Origin of the sequence: Pseudomonas sp. GL-RE-26 (assembly GCF_019956275.1) — a bacterium.
Taxonomy (GTDB): domain Bacteria; phylum Pseudomonadota; class Gammaproteobacteria; order Pseudomonadales; family Pseudomonadaceae; genus Aquipseudomonas; species Aquipseudomonas grandcourensis.
Genome location: NZ_JAHBDI010000006.1, coordinates 19,359 through 42,287 on the forward strand (window position 1 = coordinate 19,359; position 22,929 = coordinate 42,287).

Annotated in this window: 17 protein-coding genes, 5 tRNA genes and 1 pseudogene; 11 read left to right on the forward strand and 12 right to left on the reverse strand. The window is 59.8% G+C overall.

From position 1 onward, the window contains the following. Positions 1-85 precede the first annotated feature (85 nt). From KGB07_RS04370 to KGB07_RS04385, 4 genes are all read left to right on the forward strand, one after another. Complete coding sequence (locus tag KGB07_RS04370; RefSeq protein ID WP_046038174.1) at positions 86-976, forward strand: LysR family transcriptional regulator; 891 nt, start codon at positions 86-88, stop codon at positions 974-976. Positions 977-1,041: 65 nt separating this feature from the next. Further along, complete coding sequence (locus KGB07_RS04375) at positions 1,042-4,320, forward strand: PAS domain S-box protein (RefSeq protein ID WP_046038173.1); 3,279 nt, start codon at positions 1,042-1,044, stop codon at positions 4,318-4,320. Positions 4,321-4,615: 295 nt separating this feature from the next. Then, a complete protein-coding gene (locus KGB07_RS04380) occupies positions 4,616-6,079 on the forward strand; it encodes a PAAR domain-containing protein (protein ID WP_223464710.1) in 1,464 nt (487 codons plus the stop codon). Next, positions 6,076-6,690, forward strand: coding sequence for a hypothetical protein (locus tag KGB07_RS04385; protein WP_223464712.1), 615 nt, complete (start codon positions 6,076-6,078; stop codon positions 6,688-6,690). The genes KGB07_RS04380 and KGB07_RS04385 overlap by 4 nt, the downstream gene beginning before the upstream one ends. Before the next feature lie 114 nt (positions 6,691-6,804). On the opposite strand, the gene KGB07_RS04390 is transcribed toward KGB07_RS04385, so the two are convergent. The 10 genes from KGB07_RS04390 to gltX form a co-directional block, all read right to left on the reverse strand. After that, a complete protein-coding gene (locus KGB07_RS04390) occupies positions 6,805-7,251 on the reverse strand; it encodes an Hsp20 family protein (protein ID WP_063429319.1) in 447 nt (148 codons plus the stop codon). A 132-nt stretch (positions 7,252-7,383) separates the two neighbouring features. After that, on the reverse strand, positions 7,384-8,343 hold the full coding sequence (locus tag KGB07_RS04395) for a tRNA dihydrouridine synthase (RefSeq protein ID WP_223464714.1): 960 nt from the start codon (positions 8,341-8,343) through the stop codon (positions 7,384-7,386). A 174-nt stretch (positions 8,344-8,517) separates the two neighbouring features. Beyond that, positions 8,518-8,955: an acyl-CoA thioesterase gene (locus tag KGB07_RS04400; protein ID WP_046038171.1), complete on the reverse strand. Its 438-nt coding sequence runs from the start codon at positions 8,953-8,955 to the stop codon at positions 8,518-8,520. A gap of 49 nt (positions 8,956-9,004) precedes the next feature. Then, positions 9,005-9,838: an alpha/beta fold hydrolase gene (locus KGB07_RS04405; protein WP_046038170.1), complete on the reverse strand. Its 834-nt coding sequence runs from the start codon at positions 9,836-9,838 to the stop codon at positions 9,005-9,007. A gap of 29 nt (positions 9,839-9,867) precedes the next feature. After that, positions 9,868-10,407, reverse strand: a complete 540-nt coding sequence (locus KGB07_RS04410; protein WP_008050839.1) for a TetR/AcrR family transcriptional regulator — start codon at positions 10,405-10,407, stop codon at positions 9,868-9,870. A gap of 185 nt (positions 10,408-10,592) precedes the next feature. After that, positions 10,593-10,668: transfer RNA gene (locus tag KGB07_RS04415), tRNA-Glu, on the reverse strand. Between the two features lie 80 nt (positions 10,669-10,748). Next, positions 10,749-10,824 (reverse strand) — tRNA-Ala (locus KGB07_RS04420). Between the two features lie 53 nt (positions 10,825-10,877). Then, positions 10,878-10,953 (reverse strand) — tRNA-Glu (locus tag KGB07_RS04425). A 79-nt stretch (positions 10,954-11,032) separates the two neighbouring features. Continuing rightward, positions 11,033-11,108: transfer RNA gene (locus KGB07_RS04430), tRNA-Ala, on the reverse strand. Between the two features lie 202 nt (positions 11,109-11,310). Continuing rightward, complete coding sequence (gene gltX, locus KGB07_RS04435) at positions 11,311-12,792, reverse strand: glutamate--tRNA ligase (RefSeq protein ID WP_046038169.1); 1,482 nt, start codon at positions 12,790-12,792, stop codon at positions 11,311-11,313. Between the two features lie 229 nt (positions 12,793-13,021). On the opposite strand from gltX, the gene KGB07_RS04440 reads away from it, so the two are divergent. After that, positions 13,022-14,110 carry an HlyD family secretion protein gene (locus tag KGB07_RS04440; RefSeq protein ID WP_046038168.1) on the forward strand — a complete coding sequence of 363 codons (1,089 nt, stop codon included), beginning with the start codon at positions 13,022-13,024 and terminating at the stop codon, positions 14,108-14,110. A 49-nt stretch (positions 14,111-14,159) separates the two neighbouring features. Continuing rightward, entirely contained in the window at positions 14,160-15,650 is a 1,491-nt protein-coding gene (locus KGB07_RS04445) for an MDR family MFS transporter (protein WP_223464778.1), read from the forward strand. 133 nt (positions 15,651-15,783) lie between these two features. On the opposite strand, the gene uvrB is transcribed toward KGB07_RS04445, so the two are convergent. Continuing rightward, a complete protein-coding gene (gene uvrB / locus KGB07_RS04450) occupies positions 15,784-17,799 on the reverse strand; it encodes an excinuclease ABC subunit UvrB (RefSeq protein WP_223464716.1) in 2,016 nt (671 codons plus the stop codon). A gap of 335 nt (positions 17,800-18,134) precedes the next feature. Between uvrB and KGB07_RS04455 the strand changes: the two genes are divergently transcribed. Together KGB07_RS04455 and KGB07_RS04460 are read left to right on the forward strand one after the other, a co-directional pair. After that, positions 18,135-19,331, forward strand: coding sequence for an amino acid aminotransferase (locus KGB07_RS04455; protein WP_008050829.1), 1,197 nt, complete (start codon positions 18,135-18,137; stop codon positions 19,329-19,331). Between the two features lie 136 nt (positions 19,332-19,467). Next, complete coding sequence (locus KGB07_RS04460; protein WP_046038165.1) at positions 19,468-19,677, forward strand: hypothetical protein; 210 nt, start codon at positions 19,468-19,470, stop codon at positions 19,675-19,677. On the opposite strand, the gene KGB07_RS04465 is transcribed toward KGB07_RS04460, so the two are convergent. Next, on the reverse strand, positions 19,674-19,904 hold the full coding sequence (locus tag KGB07_RS04465; RefSeq protein WP_008007186.1) for a hypothetical protein: 231 nt from the start codon (positions 19,902-19,904) through the stop codon (positions 19,674-19,676). The genes KGB07_RS04460 and KGB07_RS04465 overlap by 4 nt on opposite strands. A gap of 227 nt (positions 19,905-20,131) precedes the next feature. Between KGB07_RS04465 and KGB07_RS04470 the strand changes: the two genes are divergently transcribed. The 3 genes and pseudogenes from KGB07_RS04470 to KGB07_RS04480 form a co-directional block, all read left to right on the forward strand. Further along, positions 20,132-20,207 (forward strand) — tRNA-Asn (locus KGB07_RS04470). Between the two features lie 173 nt (positions 20,208-20,380). Then, on the forward strand, positions 20,381-21,664 hold the full coding sequence (locus tag KGB07_RS04475) for a tyrosine-type recombinase/integrase (protein WP_046038164.1): 1,284 nt from the start codon (positions 20,381-20,383) through the stop codon (positions 21,662-21,664). 911 nt (positions 21,665-22,575) lie between these two features. Next, positions 22,576-22,722, forward strand: a pseudogene (locus KGB07_RS04480) (integrase); the annotation flags it as partial. Between the last annotated feature and the right edge of the window lie 207 nt (positions 22,723-22,929).

Here is a 22,929-nt window from a genome sequence, read left to right on the forward strand (position 1 = left end):
GCTTGTGAGGCTGATCCTATGGGGTTACATTAAATAACTCAAATTCATATTTTTTATGCTTTGGATAACCAACTGGAATACAACCATGGACCTGGCCAACCTCAATGCTTTTATTGCCATCGCCGAGACCGGAAGCTTCTCCGGCGCCGGTGAACGGCTGCACCTGACCCAGCCCGCGATCAGCAAACGTATCGCCGGGCTGGAGCAGCAATTGAAGGTGCGGTTGTTCGACCGCTTGGGGCGTGAAGTGAGCCTGACCGAGGCCGGACGCGCCCTGCTGCCGCGGGCCTACCAGATACTCAATGTCCTTGATGATACGCGCCGTGCCTTGACCAACCTCACCGGCGAAGTGACCGGCCGTCTGACCCTGGCCACCAGTCACCACATCGGCCTGCACCGTTTGCCACCATTATTGAGGGAGTTCACCCGACGATACCCACAGGTAGCGCTGGATATTCAGTTCCTCGATTCGGAAGTGGCCTACGAGGAAATTCTCCATGGCCGCGCCGAACTGGCGGTCATCACCCTGGCGCCGGAACCCCACGCGCTGGTCAAGGCCACCCCGGTGTGGGACGACCCGCTGGATTTCGTGGTTGCCCCGGAGCATTCATTGCTCAATAACGGCAAGGTCAGCCTGGCGGACATCGCCCGACACCCGGCGGTTTTCCCCGGCGGCAACACCTTTACCCACCACATCGTGCAGCGGCTGTTTGAAGCCCAGGGCCTGACGCCCAACATCGCCATGAGCACCAACTACCTGGAAACCATCAAGATGATGGTATCGATCGGCCTGGCCTGGAGCGTTTTGCCGCGCACCATGCTCGATGACCAGGTGGCGCGCATACCTTTGCCGGGCATACAGCTCACTCGCCAGCTAGGCTATATCCTGCACACGGAAAGGACACTGTCGAACGCCGCGCGGGCTTTCATGGCCCTGCTGGATGCTCAACTCGATCCGCCAGGGACTCAAGGCTAAGTTGTGCTACTCCTATAGAGCCGCGAATTCCCGTGCCAAACGCCCATTCAGCCTAAGGCTTGCCAATGCCCAAATCTGTTGATCGTATTCCGCCTATGCCGCGTATACAGGCACTTGACCCGAAAAACTCCGAACAGAGCTGGGAAAGTGCCTCGCAACTGTTGGCCGCGCTCAACGGCGCGCGCCTGGGTGCCTGGTATTGGGACATCGAGCGCGGGCAGATCAGCTGGTCCCGGGGTACGCAGGCGTTGTTTGGGTTCGATCCCCGTAAACCATTGCCATCGGATCTGGAATACCTCGACCTGCTGCCCCCGGAAGACCGCGCGAAAACCGTTCGTGCGTTCCACGCGGTCATCGCTGGTGCGCCGCTGGAGCAAATGATGCATCACCGCATCCGCTGGCCCGATGGCAGCCTGCACTGGCTGGAGATCAGCGGCAGCCTGTTGCCGGACAAGCACGGCCGGCCACGGATGATCGGTGTGATCCGCGAAATTACCCACCAGCGCCAGCGCGAACAGGCGTTGAGCAGCTCGGAAAAACGCTTCGCCACCCTGTTCCACCTGTGCCCGAACATGGTCCTGCTGACCCGCCAGGACGACGGCCTGATCTCCGAAGCCAACCAGTATTTCGAAAGCCTGTTCGGCTGGCCGGTGCAAGACGCGATCGGCCGCACCACCCTGGAGCTGGGCCTGTGGGTGCATCCCGAGCAACGGGACGACCTGGTCAAGGCCACCAAAGCCAAAGGCGACCTGGTCAGCATGGAAGTGCAGTTTCGCGCCAGCAATGGCCAGATCCACGACGGCATCCTCAGCGCGCAAAAGGTCGAGCTCGAAGGCCAGCCCTATCTACTGAGCACCTTCCTTGACACCACCGAACGCAAAGTCGCCGAACAGGCCCTCAAGGACAGCCAGGAACGCCTCGACCTCGCCCTGGATTCGGCGCAACTCGGCACCTGGGACTGGCACATTCCCAGCGGCATGCTCTACGGATCGGCACGGGCCGCCCAACTCCACGGCCTGGACGCCAAACCCTTTCACGAGTCCTTCGACGAGTTCTTCGAAGGTGTGCCCGGCGAAGAGCGCGACACCATGCGCGACGCGTACCGCAGCCTGCGTGAAGGCCCGGCCGGCAACTATCAATTGACCTACCGCGTGCAATTGCCCGACGGCAGCTCGCGCTACCTCGAAAGCCGTGCCCGCCTCTACCGCGATGAAAACGGCGTGCCGGTGCGCATGGCCGGTACATTGCTCGACATCACCGACCAGGTCGAGCGCGAACAACGGCTGGTGGCCTCCGAAGAAAAATTCGCCACGCTGTTCCAGGTCAGCCCCGATCCGATCTGCGTCACCCACCAGGACACCGGCCAGTTCATTGAAATCAACTCCAGCTTCACCCAGACCTTCGGCTGGAGCACCGCCGATGTGATCGGCCGCAGCGCCGACGAAATTGGCCTGTGGGACGCTTCGGCGAAAAGCCTGCGACGGATCGAACAAGTGATCCGCGAACAAGGCCTGAACAACGTGGCCATTCTCGTCCAGCACAAGGACGGACAGGTCCTGACTTGCGTGATTTCCAGCCGCCAGATCAGCGTCGGCGACCAGGCCTGCATCGTCACCACGCTGCGCGATATCACCCAGCAACAGCGCTCGGAAGCGGCGCTCAAGGCCAGTGAAGAGAAATTCGCCAAGGCCTTCCACTCCAGCCCCGACGCCATCACTATCACCGAGCGCGACACCGGGCGCTATCTGGAGGTTAACGACGGCTTCTGCCGCCTGACCGGCTACCGCGCCGAGGAAGTGGTGGGCCGCACGGTGTACCAGGTCGGGATCTGGGCGGAAGAAAAACAACGCTCGGCGCTACTGGCCGAATTGCAGATCAAGGGCCGGGTTCATCACCAGGAAATGCTCGGGCGCAACAAGCGCGGCGAACTGCTCACCGTCGAAGTCTCAGTGGAACCAATCACCCTCAATGAAACCGCCTGCCTGCTGCTGACCGCGCGCGACGTCAGCCTGCTGAAAAACGCCGAAGCGCAGATCCGCCACCTGGCCTACCACGACCCACTGACCAACCTGCCCAACCGCGCCTTGCTGATGGACCGCCTGAGCCAGCAGATTGCCCTGCTCAAACGGCATAACCTGCGCGGCGCGCTGATGTTCCTCGACCTCGACCACTTCAAGCACATCAACGACTCCCTCGGGCACCCGGTGGGCGATACCGTGCTGAAAATCATCACCGCGCGCCTGGAGGCCAGCGTGCGCATGGAAGACACCGTCGCGCGCCTGGGCGGAGACGAATTCGTGGTGTTGCTCAGCGGCCTCGAAGGCTCGCGCAGCGAGGTCAGCGACCAGGTTCGCGAAGTGGCCGACACCATCCGCGAGCTGCTGTCCGAACCGATGTTCCTCGACGGCCAGCGCCTGCAAGTGACACCCAGCATCGGCATTGCCCTGATCCCCGATCACGGCTCGACCCCGACCGACCTGCTCAAGCGCGCCGACATCGCGCTTTATCGCGCCAAGGACTCGGGGCGCAATACCGCGCAGATGTACCACAACACCATGCAAAAGGCCGCGAGCGAACGCCTGCGCATGGAGACTGACCTGCGCCTGGCGCTTTCCCGGGGCGAGTTTCGCGTGCACTACCAACCTCAGGTCGACGCCCGGGGCGACCGCATCGTCGGCGCCGAGGCCCTGGTACGCTGGAATCATCCGGAGCTCGGCGCGCAGTCACCCACCGAGTTCATCAAGGTGCTGGAAGACAGCGGACTGATTCTGGAGGTCGGCACCTGGATCCTCGACGAAGCCTGTCAGGCCTTCAAACAGTTGATCGACGACGGCCTGGTGAATCCGTACAAATTCAGCCTGTGCGTGAACATCAGCCCGCGCCAGTTCCGCCAGAACGACTTCGTCGAACGAATTGAAAACAGCCTGACCAGCTATGGCCTGCCCTGCTCCCTGTTGAAGCTGGAAATCACCGAAGGCATCGTCATCCAGAACCTGGAAGACACCATCAGCAAAATGCGCCGCCTGAAAAAACTCGGTGTGAGCTTCGCCATGGACGACTTCGGCACCGGCTATTCCTCGCTGACCTACCTCAAGCGCTTGCCGGTCGACACCCTGAAAATCGACCAGTCGTTCATCCGTGACGCCACCAGCGACCCGAACGACGCCGAGATCATCCGCGCCATCGTCGCCATGGCCCGCAGCCTGGATTTGAAAGTGATTGCTGAAGGGGTGGAAACGGCGGAGCAGCTTGAGTTCCTGCAGGGGCTGGAATGCCACTTCTACCAAGGGTATTTGCACAGCCAGCCGTTGCCTGTGGAGGAGTTTCAAAAACTATTGAAATAACCCCACTCCTGTAGGAGCGAGCCTGCTCGCGATGCACGCGAACGATTACGCGTGCTGGCTGGAAAAATCCGGTTTCCTTCAAACTTATCGCCGGAAGACCGTAGCAGAAAGCCATTGATTCTCCATTTCCTACACCCATCTCGGAAACATCCCATTTACGTTTATTTCCCCCGCGTTAACCCTGTGCGTCGCACTTTGCCATGCCTCCATTTTCACTCGGGGCAGGCGCAAATTGCTCGTAGGCGGGCGCACTGGAGCTGCTCGCTCAAGTCGCAAAAAGTCAGGAGTTAGTGCATTGGCAAAGGGATATTTCATTCGCAAGGGTGACAAGACCAGCTGCGGCGGCGAGGTGTTGGAGGCCGATACCCGCATCATGATGTTTGGCTTCGCCCATGCTCGTGCAGGGGACCCGGTGTCCTGCGGCAAGGACAACAAAACCTACGAAATCATGGGTGGCGTCTCATTCATGGACAGTCACGGGAGGCTGGTGGCCGGCACATTGGACAGTGTCAGCAGTTGCCCCTGCAAAGCCACACTGAAGCCCTCGCTTTTCGATGCCAGTTATGTCGGGAAGGATGCCCCTGCCCCTCGGACTGCCAGGGCAGCCGCTCAACCCGCACCACCACCCGCCCCCAGCCAACCGGTCGCGCCTCGCCAATCCGGGTTTACTTCAGCACCGAAGACTGCCACGCCTTCCTTCAGCGAACGGCCGGGAACGGCCTGCGAGAACCTCTGGCGCGGCTACCAGCAACGGGTCGAAAACGTCGTGGCGCCGGGCGGCCAGCTGATCACCGACCCGAAAGCGCGTAACAAGGCGATCAATGCCGCCTACGCCCAACTGTGGCGCCATGATCAGCGCTTCCAGTGGGCGGGCCTGGCCGCCTTCGCTTCCAAGCAGGTGGGCTGTGGTCTGCTGCACGCGGCGGAGTCGATCGAGAAAATGCAGGCTGAAGAAGAGGCGATGCAGCAGTTGAGGGACAGCGCCAGGCAAGGGCTGGTGGGTTTGCTCAGCCCCAGTGAGCGGGAAAAGCGGGCGACGATAAAGGAGTATGAGCAGCACCAACGCGACTACGAACAGGCCAACCGTGACAACCCGGTGTGGGGCTTCACCCATTGGGGGGTCGACAGTGCGTTGCCCCTCGCGCAACGGATGTACCGGTTCGTGCACGAGATGCTGGCCATGGGCAATACCACGCTGTTCCTGGATGTGTATCCGTTGCATGTGTTTTATGCGGAGCGGGGGTTGGCGGCGTTGAAGGCTTGTCTGCCCTCACGGAAGAACATCTATGGCACTGGTGAGCATCCGGTGCTGTGGCCGGTGGGGCAGGAAACGCTGAAGTTCGGGATTGACCATGATGAAATCCTCCTGGCTTTCGAGGCAATTGAGGCTGGCAACATCGCTAAAAGTGTTGAACATCTGGCTTGGCACGAACAGCAGAACATCCTGCAACCGACGATGTACAGCGACTGGGGATTCAACTCGTTGCTGTACGGTAACCATCTTTCCTATGTCATCGGGATTCCTTCCGGCGCCGCTGAGGCCATCGAGTTGACCCTGGCCAGCCAATGTCGTCCTGTCGATGACGGACGCACCATTGGTTTTGGCAACAGCCTCATTGCCAACCTGGCAGATATCAACCAGCGCATGCCCTTTGTGCTCAGAGCCGCGCAGCAGTTTGATGACCTGCTGCATAGCGACCAGCGCGGTCAGATTGAGCAGTCGATTCGCGAAATCGCCTGGGGTGGGGGCGTACGATGAATTTGATGCATCGCGTGGGCTGGCGGCGTGGCATTTTGGCACTGGCAGTCGTATCCCTCCTGACGCTGGCAGCAATTGAAGTGCTATCGGACGAACCGGAACTCGCCTTGGTGATTGGCGAGCCTTGGGAGGATATGCGCCGTCGTTCCAGCGCGGTCATTGACCCCGCCATTCCAGGACATTATTGGGGGCGGATGCCGAAGTCTGATGCCCGTCTGCGCTTCGCAGATCCTCAATACGGATTTGTAACTCCATTGGCTCGTTTCTTTAGCGTGAGTTTCGATGATGAGCGGGTCAGCAATGTCCGCATGTCCCCACAAGTCGAGCCGCTATTGCTCGACGACACCCTCAAGGTCGTGCTGAATTTGCAGGAGCAATGGCGCAACGCTGGCTGGGTACCCATCCGGGCCAAGGACTTCCCATCGTTCGCCGACACGCCGCAATGGCGAGCCCAACTGCGCAATGTCAACAAAGGCGGTACAGCCTACTGGCGAGCAGGTGACAAGTACCAATTGATGCTGGTGGTCAGTCGCTTCAGGGACAACAAGCGTCCCACCGAGGAACGCTACCTCATCACATTGGGAATCCACCGATCACGGGGCGTGCAATGAGTCTGCGGCAGTGCATGGGGCTGGACTTGAGTCAAAAAAAGACCCCGACAAGTCGGGGTCCTTTGGTGTCAGTCGGCTGGGTGACGTTCACCCAGTCCGACTTCTGGCTCTGACTCAGTGTTGCAGAGCCGGCTTTTGCGCCCCGTTGATCGGGATGCGCTTGGCTTTCGCCTCTTCCGGAATCACCCGCAGCAGGTCGATGCTCAACAGACCGTTGCTCAGGCCGGCAGCCTTGATCTCGATGTGGTCCGCCAGACGGAAGGACAGCTTGAACGCACGCTGGGCAATGCCCTGGTGCAGGAAGGTCACGCCCTCGTTGGCGTCACGTTTGCCACCACTGATGGTCAGCACACCCTTCTCGACTTGCAGCTCCAGGTCTTCTTCCTGGAAACCGGCGGCCGCTACGACGATGCGGTATTGATCGTCACCGTGTTTTTCCACGTTGTAGGGTGGGTAGGTGCTACCTGGCTCATTGCGCAGGGCGGTTTCGAACAGGTCGTTGAAACGGTCGAAACCTACCGAGGAACGGAACAGTGGGGCCAGGGAAAATGCAGTACTCATGTTTCAAATCTCCTGAAAACAATCAGCAAGGTTTTTTGTCTCCGCGACCCGAATTCGGCATCGCGTAACCCTTAAATAGGGACCGCTGATTGCATTTCAAGAGATTATTTTCAGCTTTTTTTATAAAAAGTTTCAGGCCGCTTCCGCCACGGACAGACCCAGCAAACGCGAGACGTTATCCAGCTCGGTCTCACGACGCAGCACGGTGAACAACTCCACCGCCTCGGGATAATTGCGGGTCAGCATCGCCAACCATTGCTTCAGGCGGCCCGGTGATTGGCGTGGTGTCATCTGCGCCTTGGCTTGCAGCCAGAAGTCCTGGATCAGTGGCAGCAGCTCGGTCCAGGTCATCTCGACCACTTCTTCACCAGCCCGCGCCGCGGCGATCTGCCGGGCGAGATCCGGACGCGAAACCAGGCCGCGACCGAGCATGATGTCTTCCACGCCGCTGATCTCGCGGCAACGCCGCCAGTCTTCGACGCTCCAGATGTCGCCATTGGCGAACACCGGCACCTTGACCACGTCCTGCACCCGCGGAATCCACTCCCAGTGCGCCGGCGGCTTGTAGCCGTCGACCTTGGTCCGCGCGTGCACCACGATATGCTCGGCGCCGCCTTCGGCCAGGGCCGTGGCACACACCAGCGAACCGTCCGGGCTGTCGAAACCCAGGCGCATCTTGGCGGTGACCGGAATGTGCGCGGGGACGGCACGACGGACAGTTTCGACAATCTGGTTGAGCAGCTCGGGTTCCTTGAGCAATACCGCGCCACCACGGGATTTGTTGACGGTCTTGGCCGGACAGCCGAAGTTCAGGTCGATCACTTCGGAACCCAGCTCGCAGGCCAGTGCGGCATTTTCCGCCAGGCACACAGGATCGGAACCGAGCAATTGCACACGCAGCGGCACACCGGAGGCTGTCCGGGCACCGTTGAGCAACTCCGGGCCGAACTTGTGGAAATAGGCAGGTGTGAGCAACTGGTCGTTGACCCGAATGAACTCGGTCACACACCAGTCAATACCACCCACGCGGGTCAGCACATCGCGCAGGATGTCGTCGACCAACCCCTCCATGGGCGCCAAAGCAATTTGCATGAAAAACACACTCGAGGAAAAACGTGCGGCAGTTTACTGGATTATCGAGCGAAAGACTTGCGCATACCTTTGTGGCGAGGGAGCTTGCTCCCGCTGGAGCGCGAAGCGGTCCCCCTGCAAATGAAGAGTGCTGCGCACTCTAACGGGAGCAAGCTCCCTCGCCACAGGGCCGTGTCAGGCCGGGATTTGCAACGCCGGACCATAGCCCTCGATGAACTCCGTCGGCATGCGCTTGGGCTTGCCGGTAGACAGCTCGATGCAAACGAACGTGGTCTGCGCGCGCAATAGCGTGGTGTTGTCGCTGGGGCGGATCAACTGGAAGTGCCGGGTCATTTTCAGGCGCTGATCCCAATCGACGATCCAGGTCGCCAATTGCAACTCATCGTCCTCATAGGCTGCCGCCAGGTAATCGATCTCGTGACGCACCACCGCCATCGCCCGGTCCAGCCGCCGATATTCGACCAGGTCCAGGCCAAGGCGCTGGGAGTGGCGCCAGGCACAGCGTTCGAGCCAGGTCACGTAGACCGCGTTGTTCGCGTGCCCCAACCCGTCAATGTCCTCGGCGCTCACTTGCAGATCAATGATGAACGGCGTTTCCCGATCCCAGCCCATGCCCGACTCCCTGGTCAGATAATTTCGACCGGGGCAGTGTAACGGAAGCTCAGGCGGATTGGCGTGATTGCAGACTGCGCCCGGCCAGCAGTGATAACACGCCATCGATCACCCGCGGGTCGGCCAGCACTCGCTGATGACCTCCGTCCTTCAAACGCAACAAGCGGCTGTCGAACCAGGCTTCGTGAATCAGCTGGGATTCCTTCACCGAGACAAGGTTGTCGTCTTCGGCGTGGACAATCAGACCGGGCATGTCGAGCTGATAGTGTGCGACATCCAGCGTCGCGGCTCGCATGCCGACGTCTTGCTCGACCTGGCGAATGAACGCCGAGCGGGCCTTCGGTGGCAGCCCGACATAGCGGGCAAAACCACGCAACACGCCGAGAATTCGCGCCGGAGCGGCAATGGAGACCAGGGTTTCGGTGCGCAAGCCCAACTGGACCGCGAGCATCGCACTGGCGCCGCCCATGGAGTGACCGATGACCGCTTGCAGGGGTGGCAGTTCGGCGGCTGCTTCAAGCATGGCGCGGGCGAACAGCACCACATTCGCCTCACTGCCCGGTGAGCGACCGTGGGCCGGACCATCCAGGGCCACGACCGAGTAACCGGCATCGACCAGTGCGGTGATGAGGCTGGCAAACTGCGTCGGCCGTCCTTCCCAACCATGCATCAGCAATACTGCCGGGCCCTGGCCCCAGCGCAAGGCCGAGAGGCCGAATCGCAGGGTGATCCGCTCGGACTTCGCCAACAGCGGCAGCTCCCAGTCACGCAGCGGCAGATCCCGTGGCGTCATGAACGCCTGTCGCATTTTGCTTGCGACCAGTTTCGGGGCAAACCAGCCCAAGGTGCCATTAACGCCACGAACCCACTTTAACGCGCTCATCGCATTCTCCTCAGGCCGCAGCCTTCAGGTCAACGCACTGCCGATTTGGCGGCGCGCAGCAATCGATCGGACAACTCTCCCGGCCCCAGCGCCCGCGCCAGAGCCAGCCCACCCACCATCAAGGCCATGTCGGCCAGGGCTTTTTCGGTTTCCTCAGGGCTGGCCGCCAACTGCGCGACCATCAATTCCACATGCTCATTGAGCGCGACACGAAACGCTTCCGGCAGCCGCCCAAGTTCGCCGACCGATGCCGGGATCGGACAGGCTGATTCGGAGGAATCACGGTGCTTGCGCGACAGATAAAACGCTGCCACCAGCGCGCGGCGCTCTTCGCCGGTCAACTGCGCATCCATGTCGGCAATCAGGTCACGGCGGTGACCGAGCAATTGCCTGAACGCCTCGAGCATCATCGCGTCCTTGCTTTCGAAGTGGGCGTAGAAGCCGCCGACCGTCAGGCCTGCCGCCCCCATCACTTCGCCCACACTTGGCTCGGCCGGGCCGCGCTGAATCAGCGCTGCGCTGGCAGCCTTGAGGATGCGTTCGCGGGTTTGAGCTTTTTTATCGTTCATCGTTGCCTCCGAATATTACGATTGAAATATTATTCTCATAATAAATTTTAGCAAGTCATGGGGGTGACCGCTGGTCTGAAGAACAGTTTTTTTGGAAATGGGGGAATTTGGCCAAACGCCAGACAAACAAAAGGGCCATTCAATAATTGAATGACCCTTATAAAATCCCGCAGAGCGGGTAATCGTGGCGTCCCCTAGGGGACTCGAACCCCTGTTACCGCCGTGAAAGGGCGGTGTCCTAGGCCACTAGACGAAGGGGACACAAACCCTTCTATACAACTGATCAGTGCTGAGTGCTGATCGATTCAAGGCCGGTGTGGCCAGACCTTGAACTGTAAAATTGGTGGAGCTAAGCGGGATCGAACCGCTGACCTCCTGCATGCCATGCAGGCGCTCTCCCAGCTGAGCTATAGCCCCGGATTTTTCGCCTCGCGGCGGAGCGACATCTTGCAACATCGCTTCTGTAAAACTGGCGTCCCCTAGGGGACTCGAACCCCTGTTACCGCCGTGAAAGGGCGGTGTCCTAGGCCACTAGACGAAGGGGACGCAAACCCTTCTATACAACTGATCAACGCTGAGTGCTGATCGCTTCAAGACCGGTGTGGCCAAGCCTTGAAGTGTAAATTGGTGGAGCTAGACGGGATCGAACCGTCGACCTCTTGCATGCCATGCAAGCGCTCTCCCAGCTGAGCTATAGCCCCTCATCGTTGATGTCATCGCTGAGGACGGGGCGAATCTTAAGGGCGTATCGAAAGCCTGTCAAACTTATTTTTCAAAAAATTTAAAATTTTTTGCCGACATAACAACCACTTACCGCCCTCGCCCCATAAGTTCGGGGGAAAACGCCGGAGGACAGGAACAAAAGATCCCGGCCTCCGACGGCTACCGCAGAGTCAGGCGTGCTCAGGCGATAGCGCCCAACAGCTTTTCCCACTCCTTGTTTTCTTTCTTCGACACGCCGCCCAGCAGGTCAATGGCCTGGCGCAGACGGAAACGGGTCAGGTCCGGCCCGAGGATTTCCATCGCATCGAGCACCGACACCGAGCTGGCCTGGCCGGTGATCGCAGCGAACATCAGCGGCATGGCATCACGCAGCTTCAGCTCCAGGGATTCGACCACCGCCTGAATGGTCGCGGTGATGCTGTCCTTCTCCCACTGACGCAGGCTTTCGAGCTTCCACAGGATCAACTGCATCAACTGACGAACCTGATCGCCCGAGAGTTTCTTGGATTCGAACAGCTTGGCATCGGGGTTCACGCCACCGGCAAAGAAGAACCCGGCCAGGGGTGCCACCTGGCTGAAGGTTTCGACCCGGCCCTGCACGTGCGGCGCGATCTTCATCATGTATTCGGAATTGAACGCCCACTTCTGCACCCGCGTGGCGAACTCTTCCACCGGCAGGTCGCGCAGCCACTGGCCGTTGAGCCACGACAGCTTCTCGATGTCGAAGATCGGCCCGCCCAGGGACACGCGCTTGAGATCGAAGTTGTCGACCATTTCCTGCAGCGAGAACTTCTCGCGCTCGTCCGGCATCGACCAGCCCATGCGGCCCAGGTAGTTGAGCATCGCTTCGGGCATGAAGCCCATGCGCTCGTAGAAGGTCACCGAGGTCGGGTTCTTGCGCTTGGACAGCTTGCTCTTGTCCGGGTTACGCAGCAGCGGCATGTAGCACAGCTCCGGTTGTTCCCAGCCGAAGTATTCGTACAGCAGGATCAGCTTCGGTGCCGATGGCAGCCATTCTTCGCCACGCAATACGTGGGTGATGCCCATCAGGTGGTCGTCGACCACGTTGGCCAGGAAGTAGGTCGGCAGGCCGTCGGTCTTCATCAGGACTTGCATATCCATGCGGTCCCACGGGATTTCAACGTCGCCGCGCAGCATGTCCGGCACCACGCAGACGCCTTCGCTCGGTACTTTCATCCGGATGACATGGGGCTCACCAGCCGCCAGGCGACGGTCGACTTCTTCCTTGGACAGCAGCAGCGCACGGCCGTCGTAACGCGGGGTTTCACCGCGGGCCATCTGCTCGGCGCGCATCTGGTCCAGCTCTTCGGCGGTGCAGAAGCACGGGAAGGCATGGCCCATCTCGACCAGTTGCTGGCAATACTTCTGATAAATATCGCCGCGCTCGCTCTGACGGTAAGGACCGTGCGGGCCGCCGACATCCGGGCCTTCGCTCCAGTCGATCCCCAGCCAGCGCAAGGCGTCGAAAATCTGCTGTTCGGACTCGCGGGTCGAACGCAGTTGGTCGGTGTCTTCGATCCGCAGGATGAACTCACCGCCGTGCTGCTTGGCAAAGCAATAGTTGAACAAGGCGATGTAGGCGGTACCTACGTGGGGATCCCCGGTAGGCGATGGCGCGATGCGAGTGCGGACGGTGGTCATGGCATGTCTCGAAAAGAATAAAAGCGAAGTTCAAACAAGGCGCGAATGGTAACAGGCGACACCCGCCCGGCTCCAGCGAACAGGGCATTTAAGCCAAGGTTGCGTCTGTAACGCCCGTATCGGGAGGTGAAAGGCCAAATATCAGCCGACGGCATTTACCGCTTATCGGCTGTATGCCAGATTTGCCTGCTGATAACTTCCCTTACAATTTCTCGACTACAGTTTGCCCATGCCTGCCCAACTCAAGCGTCGCCTCTTCTCGTTCCTGCTGATTGTCCTGTTGATTGCCGGGGGCCTGTTTGCCCATTGGCTGTTCAAAGGGCGCTTTTATGAAAGCACCGACAATGCTTATGTCCAGGGCGAGATCACCCGCGTGTCGAGCCAATTGGGCGCGCGCATCGACCAGGTGCTAGTGCAGGACAACCAGCATGTCGAGAAAGGCCAGTTGCTGGTCAAACTCGAAGGCGACGACTTCCGCCTCGCTGTCGACCGCGCCAATGCCGCCCTGGCCACTCGCGAGGCCGAGCGCCTGCAAGCCCAGAGCAAACTGACCCAGCAGGCCAGCCTGATTGCCGCCAGCGAAGCGCAAGTCGCGTCCAGCCAGGCCAGCCTGGGTCGCTCGCAGATCGACCTGACCCGCGCCGAAACCTTGCGCAAACCAGGCTTTATTTCGGAAGAACGGGTGACCTCGCTCTCCGCCGACAACCACATCGCCCGCTCGCAAGTGGCCAAGGCCCAGGCCGACGCGCAAGGTCAGCGCCAGCAGGTCAATGCGCTGACTGCGGAGATCAAACGCCTCGACGCGCAGATCGCCAACGCAAAAACCGACCTGGCCCAGGCCGAACTGAACCTGACCCGCAGCGAAATCCACGCGCCCATCAGCGGCCTGATCGGCCAGCGTGCAGCCCGCGAAGGCCAATACGTGCAGGCCGGCGCCTACCTGTTGTCGATCGTGCCGGACGAAGACATCTGGATTCAGGCCAACTTCAAGGAAACCCAGATTGGCCACATGCAGCCCGGCCAGGAAGCCGAGCTGACCTTCGACGCCTACAGCGACACGCCGATCAAGGCCCGGGTCGACAGCCTGTTCGCCGCCTCGGGGGCGCAGTTCAGCCTGTTGCCGCCGGACAATGCCACGGGCAACTTCACCAAAGTCGTCCAACGGATTCCGGTCAAACTGACCTTCGCCGCGGACAATCCGCTACGCGGCAAGATCCGCCCGGGCATGTCGGTCACCGCCAAGGTGAACATCAAGGACGCCCCTGAAGATGTCATCCCCAAAGTGAGCCACAAAGACGCCCCTGACGATGGCCGGTGATCAACTGATCCGCCCGGTCGGCGAACCGACCCGGCGGGACTGGATTGCGGTGATGAGCGTGATGCTCGGTGCGTTCATGGCGGTGCTGGACATCCAGATCACCAACTCCTCGCTCAAGGATATCCAGGGCGCGCTATCTGCAACGCTGGAAGAAGGCTCGTGGATTTCCACCTCATACCTGGTGGCGGAAATCATCATGATCCCCCTCACCGCCTGGCTCGTGCAGTTGCTGTCGGCCCGGCGCCTGGCGGTTTGGGTGTCACTCGGGTTCCTGGCCGCGTCCCTGCTCTGCTCCATGGCGTGGAGCCTGGAAAGCATGATCGTATTCCGCGCCCTGCAAGGCTTTACCGGTGGCGCGCTGATTCCGCTGGCGTTCACCCTGACCTTGATCAAGCTCCCGGAACACCACCGCGCCAAAGGCATGGCCATGTTCGCCATGACCGCCACCTTCGCCCCGTCCATCGGCCCTACCCTCGGCGGCTGGCTGACGGAGAACTGGGGCTGGGAATACATTTTCTACATCAACATCCCGCCCGGCCTGATCATGATCGCCGGCCTGATGTACGGCCTGGAGAAAAAAGAAGCACACTGGGAATTGCTGAAAAGCACCGACTACGCCGGCATTCTCACCCTCGGCGTCGGGCTCGGTTGCTTGCAGGTGTTTCTGGAGGAAGGCCATCGCAAGGACTGGCTGGAGTCGAACCTGATCGTGACCCTGGGCAGCATCGCGCTGGTCAGCCTGATCACCTTTGTGATCGTGCAGTTTTCCAAACCCAATCCGCTGATCAATCTCGGCATCCTCGGCAACCGCAACTTCGGGTTATCCAGTATTTCCAGCGTCGGGATGGGGGTCGGGCTGTACGGTTCGATCTACCTGTTGCCGCTGTACCTGGCGCAGATCCAGAACTACAACGCCCTGCAGATCGGTGAAGTGATCATGTGGATGGGCGTGCCGCAGCTGTTCCTGATCCCGCTGGTGCCCAAGTTGATGAAGTTCGTCTCGCCGAAATGGCTGTGCACCTTGGGCTTCGGGCTGTTCGGGTTGGCGAGTTTCTCTTCGGGCGTGCTGAACCCGGACTTTGCCGGGCCGCAGTTCAATCAGATCCAGATCATCCGCGCCCTGGGGCAGCCGCTGATCATGGTCACCATCTCGCTGATCGCCACCGCCTACATCCTGCCCCAGGATGCGGGATCGGCCTCGAGCCTGTTCAACATCCTGCGCAACCTCGGCGGCGCCATCGGCATCGCCCTGCTCGCCACGCTGCTGGATGCGCGGACCAAGGTTTACTTTGACTACCTGCGTGAATCCATCGTGCCGAGCAATCCGCAGGTGGCTGAACGGATCGCCTCGCTGGCCGACCGGCTGGGCAATGAAACGGCAGCACTGGGCAAACTCAGCGAGATCGCCCACCAACAGGCGTCGATCATGGCCTATAACGATGCGTTTCACTTTGTCGGGATTGCGCTGGGGATCAGCATGGTGGCGGTGTTGCTGACCAAGAAATTGCCGCAGGGGTTGAAGGCGGGTGAGGCGCACTAGTCAAGTATTGTGGTGCCAAGACTGGCCCCTTCGCGAGCAGGATCGCTCCCACATTGGACCGCGCCGGTCATGACAACTCGATCAACTGTAGGAGCGAGCCTGCTCGCGATGAGGCCGCTCCAGTCACCGCAAATCAAACAGTGATCAACCGCTCGCGCAACTTGGTAATCTCGTCGCGCATCTGCGCCGCCGCTTCGAACTCAAGATCCCGAGCAAGCTGATACATCTTCTCTTCCAGGGCTTTGATACGCTTGGCGATCTCGCCCGGTGAGCGCAGTTCGGCTTCGTACCGGGCGTTTTCCTCGGCAGCCTTGGCCATGCCCTTGCGCTTCTTGCTGCGCGAACCGGGCACAGTGGCGCCTTCCATGATGTCGGCAACGTCCTTGAACACGCCTTTGGGGGTGATGCCATTGGCCAGGTTGAAGGCGATCTGCTTGTCGCGACGGCGCTCGGTTTCACCAATGGCCCGCTCCATGGAACCGGTAATCCGGTCGGCGTAGAGAATCGCCCGACCATTGAGGTTACGCGCCGCCCGGCCGATGGTCTGGATCAGCGAGCGCTCGGAACGCAGGAAGCCTTCCTTGTCGGCATCGAGGATCGCCACCAGCGAGACTTCCGGCATGTCCAGGCCTTCACGCAACAGGTTGATGCCCACCAGCACATCGAAGGTGCCGAGGCGCAGGTCGCGGATGATCTCGACCCGCTCCACGGTGTCGATGTCCGAGTGCAGGTAACGCACGCGCACGCCGTGGTCGGCCAGGTAATCGGTCAAATCCTCGGCCATGCGCTTGGTCAGCGTGGTGACGAGTACCCGCTCTTCCAGAGCGACGCGCTTGCTGATTTCCGACAGCAAGTCGTCGACCTGGGTCAGTGCCGGGCGGATCTCGATTTGTGGGTCCACCAGCCCGGTCGGGCGCACCACCATGTCAATGACGCGCCCGGCGTGCTCGGCTTCATAGTTGCCCGGGGTCGCCGAGACGAAAATCGTCTGCGGGCTGATGCTTTCCCACTCATCGAAACGCATCGGCCGGTTGTCCAGGGCCGAAGGCAGGCGGAAACCGTATTCGACCAGGGTTTCCTTGCGCGAGCGGTCGCCCTTGTACATGGCGCCAACCTGCGGAACGCTGACGTGGGACTCGTCGATCACCAGCAAGGCATCGGCCGGCAGGTAGTCGTAAAGGGTTGGTGGCGCCGCGCCGGCTTCGCGGCCGGACAGATAGCGCGAGTAGTTTTCGATGCCGTTGCAGTAACCCAGCTCGAGGATCATCTCCAGGTCGAAACGGGTGCGCTGCTCCAGGCGCTGGGCTTCCACCAGTTTGTTGTTGGAGCGCAGATATTCCAGGCGCTCCTTCAACTCGACCTTGATGCCTTCGACCGCACCCATCAGGGTTTCCCGTGGCGTCACGTAGTGGCTCTTCGGGTAGAAGGTGAAGCGCGGCAGTTTGCGAATGACTTCGCCGGTCAGCGGATCGAACGCCGACAGGCTTTCCACTTCATCGTCGAACAGCTCGATGCGGATCGCCTCGAAATCGGATTCCGCCGGGTGGATGTCGATCACATCGCCACGCACGCGGAAGGTCGCACGGGCAAAATCCATGTCGTTGCGGGTGTATTGCAGGTCAGCCAGGCGTCGCAGCAATTCACGCTGATCGAGCCGGTCGCCTCGATCCACGTGCAACACCATCTTCAAATAGGTTTCCGGGCTGCCCAGACCGTAGATGCAGGACACTGTGGTGACGATGATCGCGTCCTTGCGCTCGAGCAAGGCCTTGGTCGCCGACAAACGCATCTGTTCGATGTGGTCGTTGATCGACGCATCCTTCTCAATGAAGGTGTCCGAGGACGGCACGTAGGCTTCCGGCTGGTAGTAGTCGTAATAGGAAACGAAGTATTCCACCGCGTTGTTCGGGAAGAACGCCTTGAACTCCCCGTACAACTGCGCCGCCAGGGTCTTGTTCGGCGCCAGCACCAGGGTCGGGCGCTGTACCTGGGCGATCACGTTGGCGATGCTGAAGGTCTTGCCCGAGCCGGTCACACCGAGCAGCGTCTGGTGCGCCAGCCCGGCTTCGATGCCCTCGACCATCAGGCGGATGGCTTCCGGCTGATCGCCGGCGGGCTCGAAACGGGTGACTAGCTGGAATTCAGACATGAAATACCTCTGGTTCACTCTTGCCGGTATAAACGGCACGAACGAGAAAGACCGCAAACGACCGATGTCGCCCGAAGAAAAAACTGGATTGTGCTCAATGTGGAGCCGATTGCCAGCGCTTTCAAGGCAAACGTCCTACATCGCGCAAAACCTTTGCCGACGCCAATCGACTACCGGTCGAGAAATAATCGGAAAAACTTACCCGAAATGCTGATTCGCCTGTCGCCAGCCATCGCCGATGGCCTCTATACTAGCTCCCCGTTTGTGCACCGCTCTAGTGCATTCGGCTGGAGCGCGACACGTCCCTCCACACTCCATTCAGAGCCGCCGCAATAATGAGCCTGTTCTCCGCTGTCGAAATGGCACCACGCGATCCAATCCTGGGCCTCAACGAAGCATTCAACGCCGATACCCGGACCAACAAAGTCAACCTGGGAGTCGGTGTTTACTGCAACGAGGAGGGGCGAATTCCACTCCTGCGCGCCGTTGTCGAAGCCGAAACCATTCGCGCCGCTCAACACGTTTCCCGTGGCTACCTGCCAATCGACGGCATCGCCGCCTACGACCAGGCTGTGCAGAAATTGCTGTTCGGCAATGATTCGCCGCTGATTGCTGCTGGCCGCGTCATCACCACCCAGGCCGTTGGCGGTACTGGCGCACTGAAGATCGGTGCCGACTTCCTCAAGCAACTGCTGCCGAACGCCGTCGTGGCGATCAGCGACCCAAGCTGGGAAAACCACCGCGCCCTGTTCGAAACCGCCGGCTTCCCTGTACAGAACTACCGTTACTACGACGCCGCGACCCACGACGTGAACCGTACCGGCATGCTGGAAGACCTGAACGCGCTGCCAAACGGCTCGATCATTGTGCTGCACGCCTGCTGCCACAACCCGACCGGCGTGGACCTGAGCCCGGCGGACTGGAAAAACGTCCTGGAAGTCGTCAAAGCCAAAGGCCACGTGCCATTCCTCGACATGGCCTACCAGGGCTTTGGCGATGGCATCGACGAAGACGCCGCCGCCGTGCGTCTGTTCGCTGAGTCGGGCCTGACTTTCTTCGCCTCCAGCTCGTTCTCCAAGTCGTTCTCGCTGTACGGCGAGCGCGTTGGTGCCCTGTCGATCGTCAGCGAATCGAAAGAAGAAAGCGCGCGTGTGTTGTCGCAAGTCAAACGCGTGATCCGCACCAACTACTCCAACCCGCCGACCCACGGTGCCAGCGTTGTCGCTGCGGTGCTGAACAGCCCGGAACTGCGCGCCCAGTGGGAAGCCGAACTGGCCGAAATGCGCCTGCGCATTCGTGGCATGCGCACCCAGATGGTCGACCTGCTGGCACAAAAAGCGCCTCAGCGCGATTTCAGCTTCGTCGGTCGTCAGTGCGGCATGTTCTCGTACTCCGGCCTGACGGTTGAGCAAGTTCACCGTCTGCGCAACGAGTTCGGCATCTACGCGCTGGACACCGGCCGCATCTGCGTAGCCGCACTGAACCAGAGCAACATCAAGGTTGTGACGGACGCTATCGTCCAGGTCATCTGATTACGCCTTGAAATGAAAAACGGGAAGCCATATGGCTTCCCGTTTTTTATTTGTTGCAGATTAATCTCAAAGCAGTGGCTCTGCCCTCTAAACTCCACAGACTTGTATACACCCTGGAATTCCTGCGAGAACCCACATGAAAAACGATGACCTGCGCGCCGACCGCGATGACCTGGATGATCTGGATCACTTCATCCCCCGCGCCCCGACAAAACGTGGCAACAACCTGGTAATGCAAGTCGCTGCTGGTGTATTCCTCGGCGGCCTGGCCCTGTGGCTGGTGCAATTGGGGGCCACGGCGCTCTACGCCAAACTGATGCTTGGCACGATTACCTTCGGCGGTTAAGCCAGTTCGGTCGCACGCTGGCTGGCAGCGTCGTCGTAGGCGACATACAGCGATTCCGCGACCTGGCTCTTGATCGCTTTAGTGCTTTCCAGGCCCAGGACAAAACCTTCGGCCTTACCGCCCGCGCGGTTTAATTCGTCAGCCGTACTGGCCTGAGTAATGGCGTCGAACAGTTTTTCGGCGTGCGGGCCGACACCTTTGGGCAGGCTGATCTGGGCGATGCTCATGCACGCACCCCATGGTTTTGATGGGTGATGGCTGGATGATTCATGACGCGTACCTTTTTGGCGAATGGACGGTAGCGCGTGTAACCACTTCCGGGCGGCCATGGTAGACCTCTGGGGTGATTCTGGTAACCGCCAATCGCCGCTAAACCACCGCCCGTCCCGATGACTCGCTCAAATTGTTATTCGATGCTTGACTTCTCTTTTTGAATCAGTAAGATACGCGCCATTCCGCGATAGCTCAGTTGGTAGAGCAAGTGACTGTTAATCACTGGGTCCCTGGTTCGAGTCCAGGTCGTGGAGCCAGACAAGGTTCCAGAGAAGGCTTTCAAAATCTCTGACCCCCCCGAAAAACCCGCCTTCTGGCGGGTTTTTTCGTTTTGGCGTTCTGTCGGATTCTCGTGAATCCTGGTGGATACCAACCGTTTTAAGGATAGAGTTTGGGGTAGAAGGTCAGCTCGATAAAAGGGAGTGCCCTTATGTCGCGCACTACTGCTCCACTCTCCGACTCCACTTGCCGTTCGGCCAAGCCCACAGACCGCGCCTACAAGCTTTTCGACGGCGACGGCCTTTACCTTCTAGTCCAACCCAATGGCCGGGAAGGACTGACCTCATTCGGCAACTACCCCATCGTTGGCCTCGCGGCTGCGCGCCGCAAGCGCTTGGAGTCCAAGCGAATGCTGGCGGATGGCATTGACCCTATAGGAGCCAAGAACCAAGCCAAGACGGACGCTCTGATCAAAGGCCGCACCTTTGAAAGCGTTGCCCTCGGCTGGCACACGGAAATGTCAGCCAAGTGGGCACCGGACTATTCCAAGACAGTGATGAGTCGCCTCAAAACTCACCTCTTCCCGCTGATCGGCGCCCGCGCCATTGTCGACCTCGACACCCACGACCTTATGCGCCCCCTGGAAGTGATCAAGAGGCGCGGAACGATAGACGTTGCTTTAAGGGTACAAAACTACCTGCAGAGCATCATGCGCGAAGCAAAGCGCCTCCGGCTCATCACCGTAAACCCTGCTTACGACCTCGAAGGCTCGATCAAAGCCTCGCGGGTCGTCCACCGCCCCGCTTTATCCTTATCGCGCCTGCCTGAATTGCAGGAACGGATCGACACCTATAAAGGCCGGGCACTTACCCGGCTGACGGTCTTGCTGTCGCTGCACGTGTTTGTACGCTCCAGCGAGCTGCGCTTCGCCCGCTGGAGCGAGTTCGACCTCAAACGTGGCGCCTGGGAAATACCCGACACGCGACCAGCGTTGGAAGGCGTACCCTTTTCCACAAGGGGTACGAAGATGGCAGGCGATATCCATCTTGTACCCTTATCGCCGCAAGCGATCGCCCTGCTCGAGCAGATCCACGCAATCACAGGCAAATTTGACTTGGTGTTCGCAGGCGATACCAAGTCTTGGAAACCAATGTCCGAAAACACGGTGAACAGCGCGCTTCGGAAGATGGGGTACGACACCAAATCCGAGATCTGTGGCCATGGGTTTCGTTCGATGGCCTGCAGCGCACTGATCGAGTCAGGTTTGTGGACGGACTCAGCCATCGAGCGGCAGATGAGCCACAAGGAACGCAACAACGTCCGCGCCGCTTACATCCACAAGGCAGAGTTCATCGAGGAGCGCAGGCTGATCATGAACTGGTGGAGTCGCTACCTTGAGGCTAATCAGCAGAAGCATGTCAGCCCACGCGAATTCGCCAATCAGACGGGTGCGAACGTCACTCGCCTAAAAGCAAAACGTGGCGCAACTGAGTAAGCGCTCGGTCTTCATATCTCAGTGATCCGCTTGTCCACGCGGATCCATCCAAGTGGGGCTGCAAAGCCGCCCTGTTTGGATGGACCTCACTTAAAAAATCTAAAGCCCACACAATTGTCTGCGGAAAACCACTGATTTCCATCGGTGGATAATTTCATCCGCAGCCGCAGAACTCCCAACAATTCGAGCCTTGACCCGAATTCTCCACAGGCGTAGAAAAGGTCGGGCAAAGCGCTGTCGTTGACAGCAACCCAGGTAGCCAGAACCTTTAAGGTTACGCCACACCGTGGTGGTTCTCCCAAAGTGCGATTAGCGTCCGGCGGCTCGCACGGTCACAGCGATGTGATGGATGCCTACTTTTACCAGTGTGCCCACTGCGGCAACTCATCCCCTTTCATAGCTGCTCTGCAGCAACCTATTCGCTTGGCCATTTCACTGCGCCAACCTGCGCCCGTCTCTTTCTCCCGGAAAGAGACGGGCGCTCCTACCGCTGCTGCAGCCCACCTAGTACAAGGCTTTGCGGCATTCCCCCTCGTGACAATCGGCGTGACAAATACCGAAGTCACCAGCAACAGCGATGCAGATGATGGTGCCGCAGCCCAGGGAATGGACTGCACCTGACTGACAGTCAGGCGCGCCCTGGTCATCGCCTCACTGCCTTCACCTGACTCAGGATCTCGCGGCGTTGGTCTCGTCAGCCAGTACAGCCTCCACCCGCCCACTTCTTCGGAGGTGTTCAGGAGGCCAGATCATGAGATGCCCATGCTCCCGGTCGTAAAGAGCCGCCAGTCCCGCGTTAGTGGACAACCCTCACAGGTCGCAGGGGCCTTGATCCCTGATAACACTCAACATTCTTGGCGGGATGACGTGAGGGAAAGTTTCAACGGTTTGGCTTCGAGAGTAATTTGATCATGGCATTGGTCGGTAGAAGGAATGGGCGGAATTTTGGCTACGGCCGGCAATTGAGCTATGCCGGGCCATAGGCGTTGAAAGACCTGTTTGGCGGCTGGCATTACGGCACGGTCAAAGCGCACAGTGATCGGTGGCAAGCGGTAATCACTGAAGGTGGGATAGCAGAAACAACTGTTGCGCTGAGTTCACTGCACGCTAGGTAAAAATCGCTACGGTCTGGCGTGCCCACAATCCGGCCATGCCTCAAACAACACCGCCTGCAATGACAGGGCTGCAGATAGCCCGTCAAACACAGTTCTTCCCTGGAGCCAGTTGGCCGGAGCCACGAAGGGCGCAGCGGGATCAAACTGTTG

Coding starts and splice junctions, on each gene's coding strand:
- KGB07_RS04370 (WP_046038174.1), top strand. CDS start 86: ATGGACCTGGCCAACCTCAATGCTTTTATTGCCATCGCCGAGACCGGA.
- KGB07_RS04375 (WP_046038173.1), top strand. CDS start 1,042: ATGCCCAAATCTGTTGATCGTATTCCGCCTATGCCGCGTATACAGGCA.
- KGB07_RS04385 (WP_223464712.1), top strand. CDS start 6,076: ATGAATTTGATGCATCGCGTGGGCTGGCGGCGTGGCATTTTGGCACTG.
- KGB07_RS04390 (WP_063429319.1), bottom strand. CDS start 7,251: ATGAGTACTGCATTTTCCCTGGCCCCACTGTTCCGTTCCTCGGTAGGT.
- KGB07_RS04395 (WP_223464714.1), bottom strand. CDS start 8,343: ATGCAAATTGCTTTGGCGCCCATGGAGGGGTTGGTCGACGACATCCTG.
- KGB07_RS04400 (WP_046038171.1), bottom strand. CDS start 8,955: ATGGGCTGGGATCGGGAAACGCCGTTCATCATTGATCTGCAAGTGAGC.
- KGB07_RS04405 (WP_046038170.1), bottom strand. CDS start 9,838: ATGAGCGCGTTAAAGTGGGTTCGTGGCGTTAATGGCACCTTGGGCTGG.
- KGB07_RS04410 (WP_008050839.1), bottom strand. CDS start 10,407: ATGAACGATAAAAAAGCTCAAACCCGCGAACGCATCCTCAAGGCTGCC.
- gltX (WP_046038169.1), bottom strand. CDS start 12,792: ATGACCACCGTCCGCACTCGCATCGCGCCATCGCCTACCGGGGATCCC.
- KGB07_RS04440 (WP_046038168.1), top strand. CDS start 13,022: ATGCCTGCCCAACTCAAGCGTCGCCTCTTCTCGTTCCTGCTGATTGTC.
- uvrB (WP_223464716.1), bottom strand. CDS start 17,799: ATGTCTGAATTCCAGCTAGTCACCCGTTTCGAGCCCGCCGGCGATCAG.
- KGB07_RS04455 (WP_008050829.1), top strand. CDS start 18,135: ATGAGCCTGTTCTCCGCTGTCGAAATGGCACCACGCGATCCAATCCTG.
- KGB07_RS04460 (WP_046038165.1), top strand. CDS start 19,468: ATGAAAAACGATGACCTGCGCGCCGACCGCGATGACCTGGATGATCTG.
- KGB07_RS04465 (WP_008007186.1), bottom strand. CDS start 19,904: ATGAGCATCGCCCAGATCAGCCTGCCCAAAGGTGTCGGCCCGCACGCC.
- KGB07_RS04475 (WP_046038164.1), top strand. CDS start 20,381: ATGTCGCGCACTACTGCTCCACTCTCCGACTCCACTTGCCGTTCGGCC.